The organism is Geothrix sp. 21YS21S-2, from assembly GCF_030846775.1.
Taxonomy (GTDB): Bacteria; Acidobacteriota; Holophagae; order Holophagales; family Holophagaceae; genus Mesoterricola.
Window position 1 is genome coordinate 3,253,136 of record NZ_CP132910.1, and the last position, 15,454, is coordinate 3,268,589.

Below are 15,454 nucleotides of genomic sequence, written 5' to 3' on the forward strand. Positions count from 1 at the left end.
CAAAGTCCCTCCCCGTCCCCACGACGGTTGGGTTAATGCAGGACCGGTCTCCGGGCTCGCACGCGACAGGCATCTTGCGATGCCCCTGGATCCTTCCCGGGGATACGCCCCAGTGGCTCCAGCAGGGTCTCCCGGTCCATGGCGCTCGGCCCGGGGTGCATACCGTTGCGGGGCAGCGCAGGATTCAAACCTGCTTCCCGAACATCCAGCACACGCTGTAGGGGACAAGGTTCGCAGGAGGCCGGGACGAATTCAAGGTGCATAATGGGTGCATGGCCACCAAACCCCTCCCCCAGGCGAGTCCCAAGCTCCTGGCGATCCAGAAGGACCTCCAGCAGCTGGCTTCCATGGCGGGCTACCTCAACAGCGCCATCGACCTGCCGCAGCTGCGCCTGTCCTTCACCCTCTATGGCCGCGTCCTGGTGGCCGGCGTGGAGGAGGGCCTGGCCATCACCCCGCGGCTCCAGGCCTGGTCCGATCGGTTGGCCGTTCGGCTCCGGGAGGACAGCTCCTCGGCGGTGCTCCCCCCCCAGATCCAGATCTCGGCCCCGCAGCCCCTGCCCAACGGCGAGGGCTACTACGTCATCTCCACCATGACCTTCAATTCCAAGGTCACCGAGCAGGGCTACCAGCGCGTGCGCAACGCCATCCTGGCCGCCTATCAGGCCGCCGTGAACCTGCGGGAAAAGAAGATCTGGGGCGACGAGGAAGCCTAACGCACGGCCTCAAGGAAGGCCCGGCTCGCCCGGGAACGGTGGCTGAGCGTCTGCTTGACGGCGGAGCTGAGCTCCCCGAAGGTCTGGCCGTACCCCTCCGGAACGAAGAGCGGATCGTAGCCGAAGCCCTGGCTACCCCGGGGTTCGGGGGCGAGATGCCCTTCCACGGAACCGCCGAATGTGACGGGGTCGCCGTCCATGGGCGCCCAAGCCAGCACGCAGACGAACCGGGCCGACCGCGCCGCGCCGGGGGGCATGAGCGCCAGGAGGCGCCGGTTCTTGGCGTCCTGCGCCAGCCCGGGGGCGAACCGGGCGCTCAGCACGCCGGGGCCACCCCACAGGGCGTCCACGCAGAGGCCCGAATCGTCCGAAAGCACGCCATCGACCGGGCTTGTGCCGTGGCGCCGCCACCAGTCCCTGGCGAAGGTGGCCTTCTGCAGGGCGTTGTCCTGGAAGAACGCCCCTTCCTCGGGAATGTCCGGCGCATCCGCGGGCCACGCCAGGAACTCGACGCCCTGGAGGAGTTCCCCGAATTCGCGGAGCTTTCCCGCATTGCGGGAGGCGAGGAGGATCTTCATCTACATCTTGGTATAGGGGTCGGGATTATAAGGGTCTTCATAATACGGATCCACCGTGGGTGGCTGCCCCTGCGGCGCCCAGGTTTCCGCAGGGGGAACCCAGTTTTGTGAAACATCATCCGGCTGATTCATTCGGGACCTCAAGGGAGAACGAGATGAACGCTATCACGATTGATTCAGTTCTCCAATGGACAGCGGTCACACTCCGTTATTAATATTTAATCATTTCGAACCTGGGGACAAAACCTTATTTGAGGAGCTGGCCGCAGGCACCCTGCACGTCCCTGCCCCGGCTCTTCCGCACCGTCACGAAGCATCCCCGGGCCTTCAACCGGTCCAGAAAGGCCTGGAGGCGTTCCTCCTCCGGCTGCCGGAACGTGGAAGCCGCATGCTCGTTCATGCGGATCAGGTTGATGTTGTGCCCATGACGCAGCTCACCCAGCCAGTCCGCGAGCCGGTCCGCGTCCTCCACGGTGTCGTTCTCCCCGGCCAGCAGGACGTATTCCAGGAGGAACTTCTCGCCGGGGGCCAGCCCCCAGGCGCCCAGGGCCTCCCGCAGGCGCTCCAGGCCCCACACGCGGTTGACGGGCATGACCCGGCTCCGCGCCTCGTCCGTGGTGGCGTTGAGGCTCAGGGCCAGCCACGGGCGGGGGCGCAGGCCGGAAAGCCGCTCGATGGCGGGCACGAGCCCGGACGTGGACACCGTGATGCGCCGGGTGGAGATGTTCAGGCCCCAGGGATGGTTGAGGATCCGGATGGCCCGGTGGACGTTGTCCAGGTTGTGCAGGGGCTCGCCCATGCCCATGAACACCAGCGTGATGGCGTGGGGCTGGGCGGGCCCCAGGGTGCGGATGAGGCTCAGCACCTGCCCCACGATCTCGCCCGCGGAGAGGTTGCGCCGGATCCCCATGGCGCCGGTGGCGCAGAAGGTGCAGCCCATGGCGCACCCCACCTGGCTGCTGATGCAGAGCGTCACCCGGGGGTTGCGCACGTCCCGGGGCATGTGGACCGCCTCGATGCGCTCCCCGTCCCTCAGGCGGAGGACGACCTTGGTGGCGCCGTCCTCGCTCGGGTGGCGTTCCACGATCTCGGGCAGCGACGTGTCAAACGAGGCCGCGATCCACTCCCGCGCCTCCCGGTTGAGGAAGAGGCCCTCGGGCCGGTAGGTCCAGGGCCGCTGCAGCCGGTTGAAGACGTGCTCGGCGCGCCCGGGGGCCCCTTCCAGGTCCTCCGGCAGCAGCCCGAAGGCGGAGGGCCGTCCCGCGGCCTCGGGGGCCGGGGCGTCCCAGGGATGGGCGGCGTCCGTGGTCATGCGATGGAGATCCCTTCCAGGCCGCTCACCTCGTGGGCGTTGAAGCTGGACCGCACCAGCGGCCCCGCGTAGACCGTGCGGAACCCCAGCGCCTTGGCCTTGCGTCCCAGCTCGGCGAAAGCGTCCGGATGCACGTAGCTCCTCACCGGCAGCTGGTGGCGCGTGGGCCGCAGGTACTGCCCGAGGGTGAGGATGTCCACGCCCGCCTCCACGAGCTTTCCGAAGACCTCCAGCAGCTCTTCCTCGGTCTCCCCCAGCCCCAGCATCAGCCCCGACTTGGTGCGGAACTCGTCCCCGAAGAGCGCCGTGCCCAGGCGCTTGGCATGGGCCAGGACGTCCAGGGAGCGCTGGAAGCGCCCCGCGGGCCGAACCTCGGCATAGAGGCTGGGCACCGTCTCAGTGTTGTGGTTGAACACGGCCGGGCCCGCGGCCACCACCTCGGCCACGGCGTCCAGATCCCCCAGGAAGTCCGGGGTGAGCACCTCCACCCCCACGCCCGGGTTCAGGCGCCGGATGGCGCGGATGGTGCTCGCGAAGTGGGCGGCGCCCCCGTCGGGAAGGTCATCCCGGTTCACCGACGTGAGCACGGCGAACTTCAGGCCCAGGGAGGCCACGCGGAGGGCCGTCTCCTCCGGCTCCCGCGGGTCCAGGGGCAGGGGCTTGCCGCTCTGGATGGAGCAGAAGCCGCAGGCCCGGGTGCAGGTGTCGCCCATGAGCAGGAAGGTGGCGGTGCCGTGCGTGAAGCAGTGGTTCCGGTTGGGGCAGCGGGCCTCCTCGCACACCGTGTGCAGGGCGGATTCCCGCATCCCGGCCTTCATGGCGTGGAGATCCGAGAGCTTGACCTTCTCCTGGACGATCCAGTCCGGGAGGCGCGGGTGGCCCTCCAGGACTTCGCGGCCGGATCGTCTTGAGAATCGAGGCATGTACGGGCTCCCTTGCCCTCCCAGGATAACCCGGCGCCTCAGCTTTTCCCCACCACCCCCCCAACGGGGCTGGAGGCGCTGGCGTACAAGCGACGAGGCATACGGCCGGCCTCGAAGGCCAGGCGCCCCGCCTTCACGGCGTAGTCCATGGCCCGGGCCATCTTCACGGGGTCCGCGGCCTCGGCCACGGCGGTGTTCATGAGCACCGCGTCCGCCCCCAGCTCCATGGCCACCGCCGCGTCGCTGGCCGTGCCCACCCCCGCGTCCACGACGAGCGGCAGGCCGAACCCCCCCACCACGTCCCGGAGGATCTGGAGCACGTAGGGATTCTGCACCCCAAGCCCCGAGCCGATGGCCGATCCCAGGGGCATCACCGCCGCGCAGCCGGCCTCGCATAGCTTTTTCGCCAGGATGGGGTCCGCGTTGATGTAGGGCAGCACCACGAACCCCTCCTTCACGAGGATCTCGGCGGCGCGCAGCGTCTCCTCCCCGTCGGGGTAGAGGCTGAGGGGGTCCCCGATGACCTCGAGCTTGACCCAGTCCGTCTCCAGGGCCTCCCGGGCCAGGCGGCACACCCGCAGGGCGTCCTCCCGGGTGTAGCAGCCCGCGGTGTTGGGCAGGAGGGCCATGCCCTTGGGGATCCAGTTCAGGATGTTGTCGTCCCCCTTGGCGGACAGGTCGAAGCGCCGCACCGCCAGGGTCACCATCTCCACCGCTCCGGCCTCGTAGCAGGCCTTCATGGTGGCGAAATCCTTGTACTTGCCGGTCCCCAGGATGAGGCGGTTCTGGAAGGTGCGGCCGGCGATGGTGAGCATGGGGCGACTCCAAAAAAGGAAGGTACCAGTCTACTGTAGGGAGGAGGCGCCCCATGAAATCCCATCGCGTGACCCTGACCCTCCACCAGCCCGAGCGCATGGGCTTCGTGAACATCACCCCCGACGTGGAGGAGGCCGTGGACGACAGCGGCGTCCAGGAGGGCTTCTGCCTGGTCAACGCCATGCACATCACCGCCAGCGTCTTCATCAACGACGACGAGCCGGGCCTGCACGAGGACTACAAGCGCTGGCTGGAGAAGCTCGCCCCCTTCAACGAAGGCAGCGACCCCGCCCGGGGCGGCTACCTGCACAACCGCTCGGGCGAGGACAACGGCGACGCCCACCACAAGCGCCAGATCATGGGCCGCGAGGTGGTCGTCGCCATAACGAAGGGCCGCCTGGATTTCGGGCCGTGGGAGCAGATCTTCTACGGGGAGTTCGACGGCCGCAGGGACAAGCGGGTGTTGATCAAGATCATCGGTGAATGACGGGGGCGCCTTCCCTTTCTAGGCGATCGACACCTTCACGCCGGCTTCCCGCAGGTTCTGGAGTTCGGCCGGATCGGCGCTGGCATCGGTGATCAGCTCGCTGACCTGGGCCACCGGGCAGATCCGCGCGAAGGCCATGCGTCCCACCTTCGAACCGTCCGCCACCACCAGGGTGCGCCGGGCATGTTCGATGAGGGCGCGGTTGGTGTGGGCCTCCACGTCGTGGTGGGTGGTGAGCCCGCCCCGGACGCTGATGCCGTCGACGCCCACGATGGCCAGGTCGAGATGGATGCCCTCCAGGCTGGCTTCGGCCAGGGGTCCCACCAGTTCGTAGGACTCGCTCCGGGCCGTGCCCCCCGTGACGATGAGCTTGATGTTGGGGCGCAGGGCCAGGTCGGAAGCGATGTTGAGGGCGTTGGTGACGATGGTCAGGCCCGTGCGGGTGGCCAGGACCCGGGCCACCTCCGTGGTGGTGGTGCCGCCGGTGAGCCCGATGGAGAGGGTGCCTTCCCCGAGCATGCCCAGGGTCGCGGCGGCGATGCGGCGCTTCTCCTCCTTCTGCCGGCCGCCCCGGTACCGCAGGGGCAGTTCGTAGACCAGGCTGTTGGCCACCGCGCCACCGTGGGTCCGGGAAAGCAGATGCTGCTCTTCCAGCATTTCCAGATCCCGGCGCACCGAGGCGGTGGACACGCCCAGTTCCTGGGCCAGGTCCGTGACCCCCAGGGTGCCGTGCTTGGCAAGCCGGTCCAGAATCAGGCCGAGGCGTTCTTCCTGTCGCATCCTTCAAAATAGCATGAAACGAAAAACTTTGTTGTTGCATTTTGATCGTTTTTGCTTAAATTCAATCAAGACCAATCAAATTCAATGCAGCATTGAGACACGAAACCACGTGACCAGCCACCATCTGCCGCACCACCCCGGAGGGCCCACCATGCTGTCCAACCATCTCGTCCCCAGGGCATTCGCCGCTTTGGCCTGCGGGACTCTCCTGCCCCTGCTGGCCGCGGATCCCGCCCCGGCCTTCGACTTCAAGGTGCGCGCCGGCCTCACGGCCGGGGACTTCCGGCGGGACCACGCCGACAACAAGGCCATCGGGTTCGCCGTTGCCGGGCGCTTTCCCCTGGGGGCCACCCGGGCCCTCACCGTGGAACTCGGGTTCGACGTCCTGCCCGGCCAGCCCAGGGACGCCATGCCCGGCAGCGGCCCCGTCTACTACGACCCCCAGAACCCCACCACCTCGTACAACGGCAGCCCGCTGGCGCTGAGCGCGGGCAATTCCATCGATTTCCGCAAGGAGCGCGCACAGGGGTTCAGCCTTCGCGCCTCGTACACCGACCAGCTCGGGGCGGGCTCCATGTACTGGTTCGCCGGCGCCAGCCTGGACTTCTACAAGGTCTCCGCCGAACTGACCGGCACCCTCATCCCCGTGGACGCCCAGGGCGCCTCCGTGCCCGGAAACGTGCCGGTGGATCCCGCCGACCCCGCGGGCCCGGTGAGGGACTACTACGAGGGCTGGGCCATGGTCCGGGAGAAGACCCGGGCGGCCCTGGGCCTGCACGCGGGCGTCGGCGCGGCCCTGACCCGGGATGCCCGGCTCGAACTGGCCATCCGGAACATCGGCATGAACCACTTCGACTACAAGCCTTTCACCTATACCGGCAAGGCCCCCGTCCTCGAAGAGAGCACCCGCCGCGGGTTCGTCTTCGAACTGTCCCTCGCCTTCAGGATCTGACGCCCGCGAATAGGAGATCCATCCATGCTGCAGCGAAGATTGTTCACGCCGATCGCCATGATCCTGGCCGCGAGCCAGCTGTTCGGCCAGGAGACCACCGGCATCGCGTCCGGACAGATCATGACCCGGGCCGGCAAGCCCATCCCCGGCGCCCTGGTGCGCCTGAGCTCCCCGAGCCTCCTGGGCGACCGCACTGTCACGTCCAGCGAGACCGGCCAGTACCGCGTCGGCCTCCTGCCCAACGGCAAGTACGCCATCACCGTCACCGCCTCCGGCTACATCACCATCAAGGGCCAGTTCCAGGTGGTGCCCGGCCAGACCGCGCGCCAGGACGTCATCCTCACCCCCATGGTGACCCAGGGCGCCACGGTGGAGGTGGTGGACCAGGCCTCCCAGGTGGACAAGACCACCACCGTGACCTCTTCCACCTTCTCCATGGACAGCCTGAACGAACTCGCCGGCTTCAACATGGACGCCGTCATCCAGCTGTCCCCCGGAATCACCGGCACCCTGGACCCCAACGTGGGAGGCTACGGCGACGACGCCCTCTCCATCCGCGGCGGCATCCAGCACAGCACCAAGGTGATCCAGAACGGCCTGAACATCACGGAGGAGGGCGGCGGCTACCTCAACGAGCTCACCACGCTCATGGACATGATCGAGAGCATGTCCGTCATCCAGTCCCCGCTCAACGCACGGTACGGCAACACCGACGGCGGCCTGGTCTCCATCGTCACGACCCGGGGCAGCAACACCTTCACCGGGAGCCTGCGGGCCAAGTACCACAAGAACTACTGGCAGGACAACGGGCCTTCCTACGCCCGGCGCAACGGCAGCCCCGGCGATCCGGTTCCGCCCAGCGACGACTTCTCCAACCGCACCTACGAGATCTCCGTGCGGGGCCCCATCTGGAAGGACCACATCACCTTCGCCTACGGCACCCAGCAGACCCCCAACCACTCCTACAACGGGCTCGTGGGCAACACCTCCCTCAACGGCCTGCCCAGCCAGGCCACCTACACCTTCGTGCCCGGCCAGGGGGTGGTGCCCGCCAACACGTACGGCCTGGGCGGCCTGGACACCATGCAGGACGTCTCGAAGTTCCACCAGTTCGTCGTCTTCGCCCAGATCACCGAGAACCACAGCCTGGAGTGGAACTACACCCAGAACGACAGCAACGCCTACTGGGGCATCCCCCGCTTCGGCCGCATCGACACGGTGGGGGCCTCCACCGACGACTACCACCATCACCTCTGGAACCTGGGCTACAAGGGCGTCCTGGGCGAGGCGGGCGTGCTGGAGGCCCGGGTGGGCCACACCTACCGCACCTGGCCCCACCCCTACAGCCCCGGCAAGGCCTCCATCTGGACCACCTTCATCCCCGGAGCCCACGACGCCGACGGCCTCAACCCCGTCACCAGCCTCCTGGACGGCTACGCCTCCGGGGGAACCGCCTACAACATCAACGGCTACAATGCGGACCGGGGCGACACGATCCTGAACGACTCCCTCCTGGTGAACTTCTCCCGGGAATTCTCCCGTGGCGGCTCCAGGCACCTGGTGGACGTGGGCGTGGACCTCGAACGGTTCAAGTGGGGCATCCAGGTGGGTGCGGCCAAGGACCAGTACATCGTCCCGGGCCAGGACCCTGCCACCGGCCAGTTCCTGGTCTACAACGCCGCCACCGCCACCCTGCGCGACCTGGATCCCACCTACGGCGCCACCCCCGTCCTCAACGACGGCCTGGTCAATCCCGGCCTGGGCGCCCCCGGCTCCGACACCCACTTCCCCGGCGGCCTGGGCCTGATCCCGCTGCGGGTGAGCCGCACCGGCTCCGAGGGCGGGGACATGCGCAAGCAGACCACCTCCATCTACCTCAACGACCTCTGGACCATCAACAGCCACCACAGCATCATGGCCGGCCTCCGCTACGACCGGTTCAAGGCGAGCGACGAGGTGGGCACCTTCGTCTCCTACGGACGCCTCAACCCCCGGTTCGAGTACAAGTTCGACCTCGGCGGCGACCAGGCGCGGCTGATCAACGTCTCGTACGGCGAGTTCCAGGCCAGTTCCCCGGGCTCGCTGTTCCTGCCCGCGGCCCACGGCCGCTACGGGAACCAGACGGTCTCCTACTGGAGCCAGGGGTCGAGCGCGCCCTACTACGTGAACCTGGCCCAGCTCCAGGATCCGGGCAACTACACCGCCCTCACCCGCACCTACGCCGGCGACACCTTCACCATCGACCCCAACTGGAAGAACCCGGTCTCCCACGAGCTCACGGCGGGCTTCCGCCGGGCCTACGCCAACGGCGGCTACTGGCGCGCCACGGCCATCTACAAGACCTGGTCCAATCTCTTCGACTGGTTCCCGGGCGAAGTCTACACCGACGAATCCGGCTCCGCCAACTTCAAGCGGGTCCTTCGCAATGATCCGGATTCCAGGCGCACCTACAAGAGCCTCGAACTGGAATGGATGACGCCCGTCACCGGCCGCCTCACCATCTACGGCAACTACACCTTCGCCCGGATGATGGCCAACACCCGCTACAACATCGACAATCCCGACCGCACCACGAGCCAGATCGCGAACTTCCGGGACTACTACGGTTCGATGTACGCACGGGATCAGTACAACCCCATGACCCTCCGTTCCCCGGAGCACATCTTCAACCTGTACCTTTCCTTCAACCTCAGCCAGGGCAAGGTGAAATCCAACGTCACCCTGCAGGGCTCGTACACCAGCGGCAGGCCCGAAGGCCGCTGGACCACCGTCAACATCCCCGCGCCGACCCTGGCGGGCTACAACGACGCCAACGTCCAGAACACCGGCGGACTGCCCAATTCCATTCTCCTCACGGCCGACGGCAGCCGCATGACCAACACGGACCTGACCACCCTCAGCCTGAAGTACAACCTCGAGATCGGCCTGTGGAGGACCGTGAAGGGCTTCGTGGACGTGACCATCGGGAACGTCTTCAACGCCAAGCGCCGCGGCCCCTATACCCTGGCGGGCACCGGCCTGGTGGACACCGCGGGCCAGCCCCCGCAGTACGCCGGCAACGGGTGGCGCGCGGCCGACGACGTCTCGGACGTGGGCACCGGCAGGGTCGCCGGCAGGTCCATCACCTTCGACACCGGCATCCGGTTCTGAGCGGAGATTCCATGACTGCCACCCACGCACTGCTCACCTGCGCTCTCGTCCTGTCCCTCGGCGCTCCGGCCCGGGCCGCGGACACCCGGTTCCTGCTTTCCGGCGGCCCCGTCGTCAACCAGGGCAGCACCGTCGACCTCACGGGGAAGACCACCGGCGGCTACACCGCCGAGGCCGGCGTCCAGTTCGGCATCCCGTCCTTCGGGCCGGACCTCCTGGTATACGCCGGCTACGCCCACATGCCCAGCCGGGACGGCACGCCCGACCGGCCCACCTTCGAACTGAGCGGCACCCGGGTGGGCGTCGATCTGGTCTACCGCCCCTGGGAGGGTGTCCCCCTCGCGATCCGCACCGGCCCCTCGGTCCACGTGTGGAAGGGCACCCAGCGGGGCGGGGATCCCTCCCTCTACCCCGCCGACAACCACCTGAAGGCCGGCTGGCGCCTGGGCCTCGACTACGACCTCACGAGGAACTGGTCCGCCACCGTGCTCTACACCTTCACCGAGTGGCGGTCCAATGCGGACATCGACCTCGCGACCACCAATCCCAGCCGTCCGGCGTACGTCAGCCTCATGGCCACCTACCGGTTCTGATCCGGATTTCCTTGGAGCCTCACTGCATGAGCGCAGTCTTTTCCCAATTCGACGAGGAGGCCCGGGCCACCCTGGGCGGCCTCCACACCCTTCCCGAGATCCTCGGCCAGCCTGCGCTTTGGCGCAGGATCTGGACCCGGCTCCGCGGGGAGAAGCACCGCCTCTCCACCTTCCTCGACCCCGGGGCCCTGGGCCCGGACCGGGAGATCGTCCTCACCGGGGCCGGCTCCTCCGCCTACATCGGCGAGCTGCTCCAGGGCCGCTACGCCCTGCGCACCGGGCGCGCCGTGCGGGCGGTGCCCACCACCGACATCGTCACCAACCCCGAGGAGGCCTTCCCCCGGAACGTGCCCACCCTGCTCATCTCCTTCGCCCGTTCCGGCAGCAGCCCCGAAAGCGTGGCCGCGCTGGACTGCGCCGAAGCCCGCCTGGAGGACGTCCGGCACCTCGTCGTCACCTGCAACCCCCAGGGCGCCCTGGCGAACCACGCCACCCGCGGCCCCCGGGAGGTGTTCGTCCTGCCGCCGGAGGCCGACGACCAGGGCCTGGCCATGACCGGGAGCTTCACCGGCATGGCCCTGGCCGGGCTGCTGCTGGCGGACCTGGAGGGCCTGGAGGCCGCCGGTGCGCGGGTGGAGTGCCTCGCGAAAGCGGCCGAGCACCTCCTGGCCACCCAGGGCGACCTGTTCCGCCGGCTGGGGGCCCTGCCCTTCACCCGGGCCATCTTCCTGGGTTCGGGCGCCCTGAAGGCCGCCGCGCGGGAGTGCCACCTCAAGCTCCAGGAGCTCAGCAACGGCGCGGTGATCTGCGCCTACGAATCCTTCCTGGGACTCCGCCACGGCCCCAAGGCCGCCATCAACGGAGAGACGCTCCTCGTCTTCCTGTTCTCGGGACGCCCCGGCCACCGGGCCTACGAGGCGGACCTGGTCGACGAGATCCACGGCGGCGCGCAGGGGCTGTTCCACCTTGGCGTAGGCGACGGCCTCCGGGACCCCTCGGGCCGGGAAGCCGCCATCCCCCTGGACGGCTCCATGGACGACGAGGAGCGCGCCATCTGCGCGGTCCTGACGGCCCAGATCCTGGGGGTCCACAAGGCCATCGCCCTGGGCCTGCGTCCCGACAGCCCCTCTCCCACCGGAAGCATCTCCCGCGTGGTACGCGGCGTTACGATCTACCCAGCCAGCGAAAGGCAGCGAGGATGACGAGAACCACTGACGTACTCGTGGTCGGCGAACTGAACGTGGACCTGATCCTCGACGGTCTCGCCGGCCTGCCGGAACTCGGCAAGGAGGTCCTGGCCGAGGCCATGACCCTCACCCTGGGCAGCTCCTCCGCCATCTTCGCCAGCAACCTCAGCACCCTGGGCACCAAGGTCGCCTTCCTGGGCCGGGTGGGCGAGGACCTGTTCGGCGACCTGGTGGTGGAGCGCCTGCGCGCCAGGGGCGTGGACACCGCCCTGGTCCTTCGCACCCCGGCCCACGCCACGGGCGCCACGGTCGTCCTCAACCGCGGCGAGGACCGCGCCATGGCCACCTACATGGGGGCCATGGCCCAGCTCTCCCTGGCCGACGTCACCGAGGAGCGCCTGGGCTCGGCCCGGCACCTGCACTTCGCCTCGGCCTTCCTCCAGCCCGGACTGTTCCGGGAGATCCCGGCCCTGTTCCGCCGGGCCAAGGCCTGCGGCCTCACCACCTCCTTCGATCCCCAGTGGGACCCCGCGGAGCGCTGGGACCTGGACCTGGCCGCCATCCTGCCCCATGTGGACGTCTTCCTCCCCAACGAGCAGGAACTCCTCAACCTCACCCGGAAGGCCACGATCCCCGAGGCCCTGGAGGCCCTCCGGCCCCACGCGCACACGGTGGTGGCCAAGCAGGGCGCCGCCGGGGCCACCGCCGCCCAGGGGCATGCCATCCGCTTCCAGCCCTCCTTCCTCAACAGCCGGGTGGTGGACGCCATCGGCGCCGGGGACAGCTTCGACGCCGGGTACGTCTCCCGCTTCATCGCCGGGGACACCTGCGAGGCCTGCCTGCGCCACGGCTGCCTCATGGGCGCCGTCAACACCACCGCCGCCGGGGGCACCGGAGCCTTCACGGACCTGCCCGCGGTCCTCGCCGTTGCCCGGGAGCGCTTCCATGCCTAGCCTGCGCGAGAAGCTCCTGGAGATGAGGGACCGCAAGGGGGCCCTCCTGGCCGCCAACTACTACAACGCCGAGACCCTCCGCGGGGTCCTGGAGGGCGCCGCGGATCTGGGCCAGCCCATCATCCTGCAGATGACCCGCGGCTCGATCGACTACCTGGGCCTGGCCGTGGCCCTGGCCATGGGCCGCGCCGGCCTGCGCCAGCACGGCGTCGAGGGGTGGATCCACCTGGACCACGCCCTCAGCCTGGACCTGGTCGCGGACTGCCTCCAGGCCGGTTTCGACTCGGTGATGATCGACGCCAGCGAGCAGGACCTGGACCGCAACATCGCCGTGACCCGCCAGGCCGTGGCCCTGGCCCGGGCCACCGGGGCGAACGTGGAGGCCGAGCTGGGGTTCGTGGCCAAGCTCGGCCAGGAGGCCGACCCCGCCGGCCTCACCGACCCCGGCCAGGCCGCGCTGTTCGTGGAGGCCACCGGCGTGGACGCCCTTGCCGTCTCCATCGGCACCGCCCACGGCTTCTACAAGGCCGAGCCCCGCCTGGACCTGGAGCGCCTGGCCAGCATCCACCGCCTCACGGGCGTCCCGCTGGTGCTCCACGGCGGTTCCGGCGTGGGGGAGGCCTCCATCCGCGCCGCGGTGGCCCGGGGGATCTGCAAGGTCAACGTGGCCACCGAGACCAAGGACGCCTTCGTGCGCGGCATCAAGCGCGAGCTCCTGGCCTCCAGCGGCATCGACATCCGCGCCATCTTCCCCCCCGCCATCCGCGACGTGAAGGACCTGATCGCCTCCAAGCTGAGGATGCTCATGGACGAGGACGGCCATGCCTGACCTCCTCACCCTCCAGAAGGACCGCCGCGAAGGCCGGGTGCGCGGGATCTACGCGGTGTGCTCGGCCCACCCTCTGGTCCTGCGCGCCGCCCTGGACCAGGCCGCGGCGGACGGGACCCCCACGCTCATCGAGGCCACCTGCAACCAGGTGGATCAGTTCGGCGGCTACACCGGCATGACCCCCGGCGCCTTCGTCGCCTTCGTCCACGCCCTCGCCGCCGAGGCCGGCTTCGACCCCCGGCGCATCATCCTGGGCGGCGACCACCTGGGCCCCAATCCCTGGCGCGGGGAGGACGCCCGGAGCGCCATGGCCAAGGCGGGCGACCTGGTGGAAGCCTACGTGGCCGCCGGTTTCCAGAAGATCCACCTGGACGCCAGCATGGCCTGCGCCGGCGACCCCGCGGTCCTGCCAGGACCGGTCGTGGCCGAACGCGCCGCGGCCCTCTGCCTCCGGGCCGAGGTGGCCCGCGAACGGCACCCGGGGCCCGCGCCGGTCTACGTCATCGGCACCGAGGTGCCGCCCCCCGGCGGCACCCAGGACGGCGACCCCGGCCTGCGCCCTACCGCCCCCGGGGACGTGGCGGCCACCCTCGACATCACCCGGGCCGCCTTCCTCCGGCTCGGCCTGGACAGCGCATGGGAGCGCGTGATCGCCCTGGTGGTGCAGCCCGGCGTCGAATTCGGCCAGGCCGAGATCCACCCCTACCGCCGGGAGGCCGCCGCACCCCTGGCGGCCGCCCTCGCCTCCCGTGCGCCCTGGATGTACGAGGCCCACTCCACGGACTACCAGACCCCCGAGGCCCTGCGCCAGCTGGTGGAGGACCGCTTCGCCATCCTGAAGGTGGGCCCCTGGCTGACCTTCGCCTACCGGGAGGCCCTCTTCTCCCTGGAGGCCATCGCCCATGAGCTGCACGCCTTCAACCCCGCGCGCCCCCGGCCCCGCCTCGCCGAGGTCCTGGAGGCCGTCATGCTCGGCAACCCCATCCACTGGAAGAACCACTACCATGGGAAGGAAGGCGAACTGGCCTTCGCCCGCAGGTTCAGCCTGAGCGACCGTTCCCGGTACTACTGGGCCGACCCGGACGTGGTCGCCGAGGTGGCGCGCCTCTTCGAGCTCACCGAGGGTCCGCTCCCGCTGGAACTGCTCAGCCAGTACCGCCCCCTGGAATACGACGCCGTGCGGGAAGGGCTCCTCCCGCCCACCGGCAGGGCCGTGGCCATCCATGCCGTTCGCCGCGTGCTGGGGCACTATGCCGCCGCCTGCCAACTCCAAGGATCCCCATGCTGAAGCAGACCTGGTTCCTGTACACCCTCGTCACCGTCCTCGCCTGGGGCCTGTGGGGCGCGCTCATCGATACGCCGGCGGCCGCGGGCTTCCCCGAGACCCTCGGCTACATCGTGTGGGCCGTCACCATGATCCCGCCCTGCCTGGTGGCCCTGGCGCGGGTGGGGTGGCGGGTGGAGACGGACCGCAGGTCCGTGGTCTACGGATGCCTCGCGGGCTTCCTGGGCGCCGGCGGGCAGCTGGTGCTCTTCAAGGTCCTGCGCATCGCGCCCGCCTACCTCGTCTTCCCCTTCATCGCCCTCTCGCCCCTGGTCACCATCATCCTGGCCCTGGTCATCTCGCGGGAGCGGGCTTCGGCGCGGGGGTGGGCCGGCATCGCCCTGGCCCTGGCAGCCGGCATCCTGCTGGCCTACGCCCCTCCCGGAGCCAAGGCCGGCCCGGGCCTCCTGTGGGTGGGCCCGGCCCTGCTGGTGTTCCTGGCCTGGGGCTTCCAGGGTTTCGTCATCTCCCACGGCAACAAGTCCATGCGCGCCGAGAGCATCTTCTTCTACATGACCGTGACGGGGCTCCTCCTGGCGCCCGCGGCCTGGTTCATGACCGACTTCAGCAGGACCATCAACTGGGGCTTCCGCGGCCCCTGGCTCGCGGCCCTGATCCAGGTGCTCAACGCCGTGGGAGCCCTGCTCCTGGTGTACGCCTTCCGCCACGGCAGGGCCATCATCGTCTCCCCCCTCATCAACGCGGGCGCCCCCGTGGTGACCATCGTCATCTCCCTGGTCCTGTTCCGCACGCTGCCCCTGGCCCCGCAGGCCCTGGGCATGGCCGCGGCCCTGGCGGCGACCCTGCTCATGGGCTGGGAAGACGAGAAGCCCGCCCAGGCCTGAACCCGGAGG

The 15,454-nt window shown here is 69.3% G+C and carries 15 protein-coding genes and 1 riboswitch; of the genes, 10 read left to right on the forward strand and 5 right to left on the reverse strand.

Going from position 1 to position 15,454, the window contains the following annotated elements; translation table 11 throughout:
- Positions 1 to 23: 23 nt before the first annotated feature.
- Positions 24 to 233, reverse strand: a riboswitch (cobalamin riboswitch).
- Positions 234 to 272: 39 nt separating this feature from the next.
- The gene (locus tag RAH40_RS14290; protein ID WP_306598231.1) at positions 273 to 716 is read left to right on the forward strand and encodes a hypothetical protein; all 444 of its coding nucleotides are present in this window, start codon (positions 273 to 275) and stop codon (positions 714 to 716) included.
- Here RAH40_RS14290 and RAH40_RS14295 read toward each other — a convergent pair.
- The 4 genes from RAH40_RS14295 to RAH40_RS14310 all read right to left on the reverse strand — a co-directional run bounded on the left by RAH40_RS14295 (position 713) and on the right by RAH40_RS14310 (position 4,344).
- The gene (locus RAH40_RS14295) at positions 713 to 1,294 is read right to left on the reverse strand and encodes a non-canonical purine NTP pyrophosphatase (protein ID WP_306598232.1); all 582 of its coding nucleotides are present in this window, start codon (positions 1,292 to 1,294) and stop codon (positions 713 to 715) included. The genes RAH40_RS14290 and RAH40_RS14295 overlap by 4 nt on opposite strands.
- Positions 1,295 to 1,541: 247 nt before the next feature.
- Entirely contained in the window at positions 1,542 to 2,606 is a 1,065-nt protein-coding gene (gene rlmN, locus RAH40_RS14300) for a 23S rRNA (adenine(2503)-C(2))-methyltransferase RlmN (RefSeq protein ID WP_306598233.1), read from the reverse strand.
- The gene (lipA, locus tag RAH40_RS14305) at positions 2,603 to 3,529 is read right to left on the reverse strand and encodes a lipoyl synthase (protein ID WP_306598234.1); all 927 of its coding nucleotides are present in this window, start codon (positions 3,527 to 3,529) and stop codon (positions 2,603 to 2,605) included. Before lipA ends, rlmN begins: the two co-directional genes overlap by 4 nt.
- Positions 3,530 to 3,567: 38 nt before the next feature.
- Complete coding sequence (locus tag RAH40_RS14310) at positions 3,568 to 4,344, reverse strand: thiazole synthase (RefSeq protein WP_306598235.1); 777 nt, start codon at positions 4,342 to 4,344, stop codon at positions 3,568 to 3,570.
- A gap of 53 nt (positions 4,345 to 4,397) precedes the next feature.
- Between RAH40_RS14310 and RAH40_RS14315 the strand changes: the two genes are divergently transcribed.
- A complete protein-coding gene (locus tag RAH40_RS14315; RefSeq protein WP_306598236.1) occupies positions 4,398 to 4,832 on the forward strand; it encodes a secondary thiamine-phosphate synthase enzyme YjbQ in 435 nt (144 codons plus the stop codon).
- Positions 4,833 to 4,850: 18 nt separating this feature from the next.
- Here RAH40_RS14315 and RAH40_RS14320 read toward each other — a convergent pair whose 3' ends face one another.
- Positions 4,851 to 5,612: a DeoR/GlpR family DNA-binding transcription regulator gene (locus RAH40_RS14320; protein ID WP_306598237.1), complete on the reverse strand. Its 762-nt coding sequence runs from the start codon at positions 5,610 to 5,612 to the stop codon at positions 4,851 to 4,853.
- Between the two features lie 151 nt (positions 5,613 to 5,763).
- Between RAH40_RS14320 and RAH40_RS14325 the strand changes: the two genes are divergently transcribed.
- The 8 genes from RAH40_RS14325 to RAH40_RS14360 are packed head-to-tail and all read left to right on the forward strand — an operon-like array spanning position 5,764 to position 15,445.
- The gene (locus tag RAH40_RS14325; protein ID WP_306598238.1) at positions 5,764 to 6,564 is read left to right on the forward strand and encodes a hypothetical protein; all 801 of its coding nucleotides are present in this window, start codon (positions 5,764 to 5,766) and stop codon (positions 6,562 to 6,564) included.
- 24 nt (positions 6,565 to 6,588) lie between these two features.
- Positions 6,589 to 9,714, forward strand: coding sequence for a TonB-dependent receptor (locus tag RAH40_RS14330; protein ID WP_306598239.1), 3,126 nt, complete (start codon positions 6,589 to 6,591; stop codon positions 9,712 to 9,714).
- Between the two features lie 11 nt (positions 9,715 to 9,725).
- Positions 9,726 to 10,307 carry an outer membrane beta-barrel protein gene (locus RAH40_RS14335; protein ID WP_306598240.1) on the forward strand — a complete coding sequence of 194 codons (582 nt, stop codon included), beginning with the start codon at positions 9,726 to 9,728 and terminating at the stop codon, positions 10,305 to 10,307.
- 26 nt (positions 10,308 to 10,333) lie between these two features.
- Positions 10,334 to 11,509, forward strand: a complete 1,176-nt coding sequence (locus RAH40_RS14340) for an SIS domain-containing protein (RefSeq protein ID WP_306598241.1) — start codon at positions 10,334 to 10,336, stop codon at positions 11,507 to 11,509.
- Positions 11,506 to 12,447, forward strand: a complete 942-nt coding sequence (locus tag RAH40_RS14345) for a carbohydrate kinase family protein (RefSeq protein ID WP_306598242.1) — start codon at positions 11,506 to 11,508, stop codon at positions 12,445 to 12,447. Before RAH40_RS14340 ends, RAH40_RS14345 begins: the two co-directional genes overlap by 4 nt.
- The gene (locus RAH40_RS14350; protein ID WP_306598243.1) at positions 12,440 to 13,276 is read left to right on the forward strand and encodes a class II fructose-bisphosphate aldolase; all 837 of its coding nucleotides are present in this window, start codon (positions 12,440 to 12,442) and stop codon (positions 13,274 to 13,276) included. The genes RAH40_RS14345 and RAH40_RS14350 overlap by 8 nt, the downstream gene beginning before the upstream one ends.
- Complete coding sequence (locus RAH40_RS14355; RefSeq protein ID WP_306598244.1) at positions 13,269 to 14,564, forward strand: class II D-tagatose-bisphosphate aldolase, non-catalytic subunit; 1,296 nt, start codon at positions 13,269 to 13,271, stop codon at positions 14,562 to 14,564. Before RAH40_RS14350 ends, RAH40_RS14355 begins: the two co-directional genes overlap by 8 nt.
- Complete coding sequence (locus RAH40_RS14360; protein WP_306598245.1) at positions 14,558 to 15,445, forward strand: EamA family transporter; 888 nt, start codon at positions 14,558 to 14,560, stop codon at positions 15,443 to 15,445. The genes RAH40_RS14355 and RAH40_RS14360 overlap by 7 nt, the downstream gene beginning before the upstream one ends.
- Positions 15,446 to 15,454 lie beyond the last annotated feature (9 nt).

Excerpts from the sequence above, each read along its gene's own strand:
- rlmN (WP_306598233.1), bottom strand. The coding sequence starts at position 2,606 with ATGACCACGGACGCCGCCCATCCCTGGGACGCCCCGGCCCCCGAGGCC.
- RAH40_RS14355 (WP_306598244.1), top strand. The coding sequence starts at position 13,269 with ATGCCTGACCTCCTCACCCTCCAGAAGGACCGCCGCGAAGGCCGGGTG.
- RAH40_RS14290 (WP_306598231.1), top strand. The coding sequence starts at position 273 with ATGGCCACCAAACCCCTCCCCCAGGCGAGTCCCAAGCTCCTGGCGATC.
- RAH40_RS14360 (WP_306598245.1), top strand. The coding sequence starts at position 14,558 with ATGCTGAAGCAGACCTGGTTCCTGTACACCCTCGTCACCGTCCTCGCC.
- RAH40_RS14335 (WP_306598240.1), top strand. The coding sequence starts at position 9,726 with ATGACTGCCACCCACGCACTGCTCACCTGCGCTCTCGTCCTGTCCCTC.
- RAH40_RS14320 (WP_306598237.1), bottom strand. The coding sequence starts at position 5,612 with ATGCGACAGGAAGAACGCCTCGGCCTGATTCTGGACCGGCTTGCCAAG.
- RAH40_RS14345 (WP_306598242.1), top strand. The coding sequence starts at position 11,506 with ATGACGAGAACCACTGACGTACTCGTGGTCGGCGAACTGAACGTGGAC.
- RAH40_RS14340 (WP_306598241.1), top strand. The coding sequence starts at position 10,334 with ATGAGCGCAGTCTTTTCCCAATTCGACGAGGAGGCCCGGGCCACCCTG.
- RAH40_RS14310 (WP_306598235.1), bottom strand. The coding sequence starts at position 4,344 with ATGCTCACCATCGCCGGCCGCACCTTCCAGAACCGCCTCATCCTGGGG.
- RAH40_RS14295 (WP_306598232.1), bottom strand. The coding sequence starts at position 1,294 with ATGAAGATCCTCCTCGCCTCCCGCAATGCGGGAAAGCTCCGCGAATTC.
- RAH40_RS14330 (WP_306598239.1), top strand. The coding sequence starts at position 6,589 with ATGCTGCAGCGAAGATTGTTCACGCCGATCGCCATGATCCTGGCCGCG.
- RAH40_RS14315 (WP_306598236.1), top strand. The coding sequence starts at position 4,398 with ATGAAATCCCATCGCGTGACCCTGACCCTCCACCAGCCCGAGCGCATG.
- RAH40_RS14350 (WP_306598243.1), top strand. The coding sequence starts at position 12,440 with ATGCCTAGCCTGCGCGAGAAGCTCCTGGAGATGAGGGACCGCAAGGGG.
- lipA (WP_306598234.1), bottom strand. The coding sequence starts at position 3,529 with ATGCCTCGATTCTCAAGACGATCCGGCCGCGAAGTCCTGGAGGGCCAC.
- RAH40_RS14325 (WP_306598238.1), top strand. The coding sequence starts at position 5,764 with ATGCTGTCCAACCATCTCGTCCCCAGGGCATTCGCCGCTTTGGCCTGC.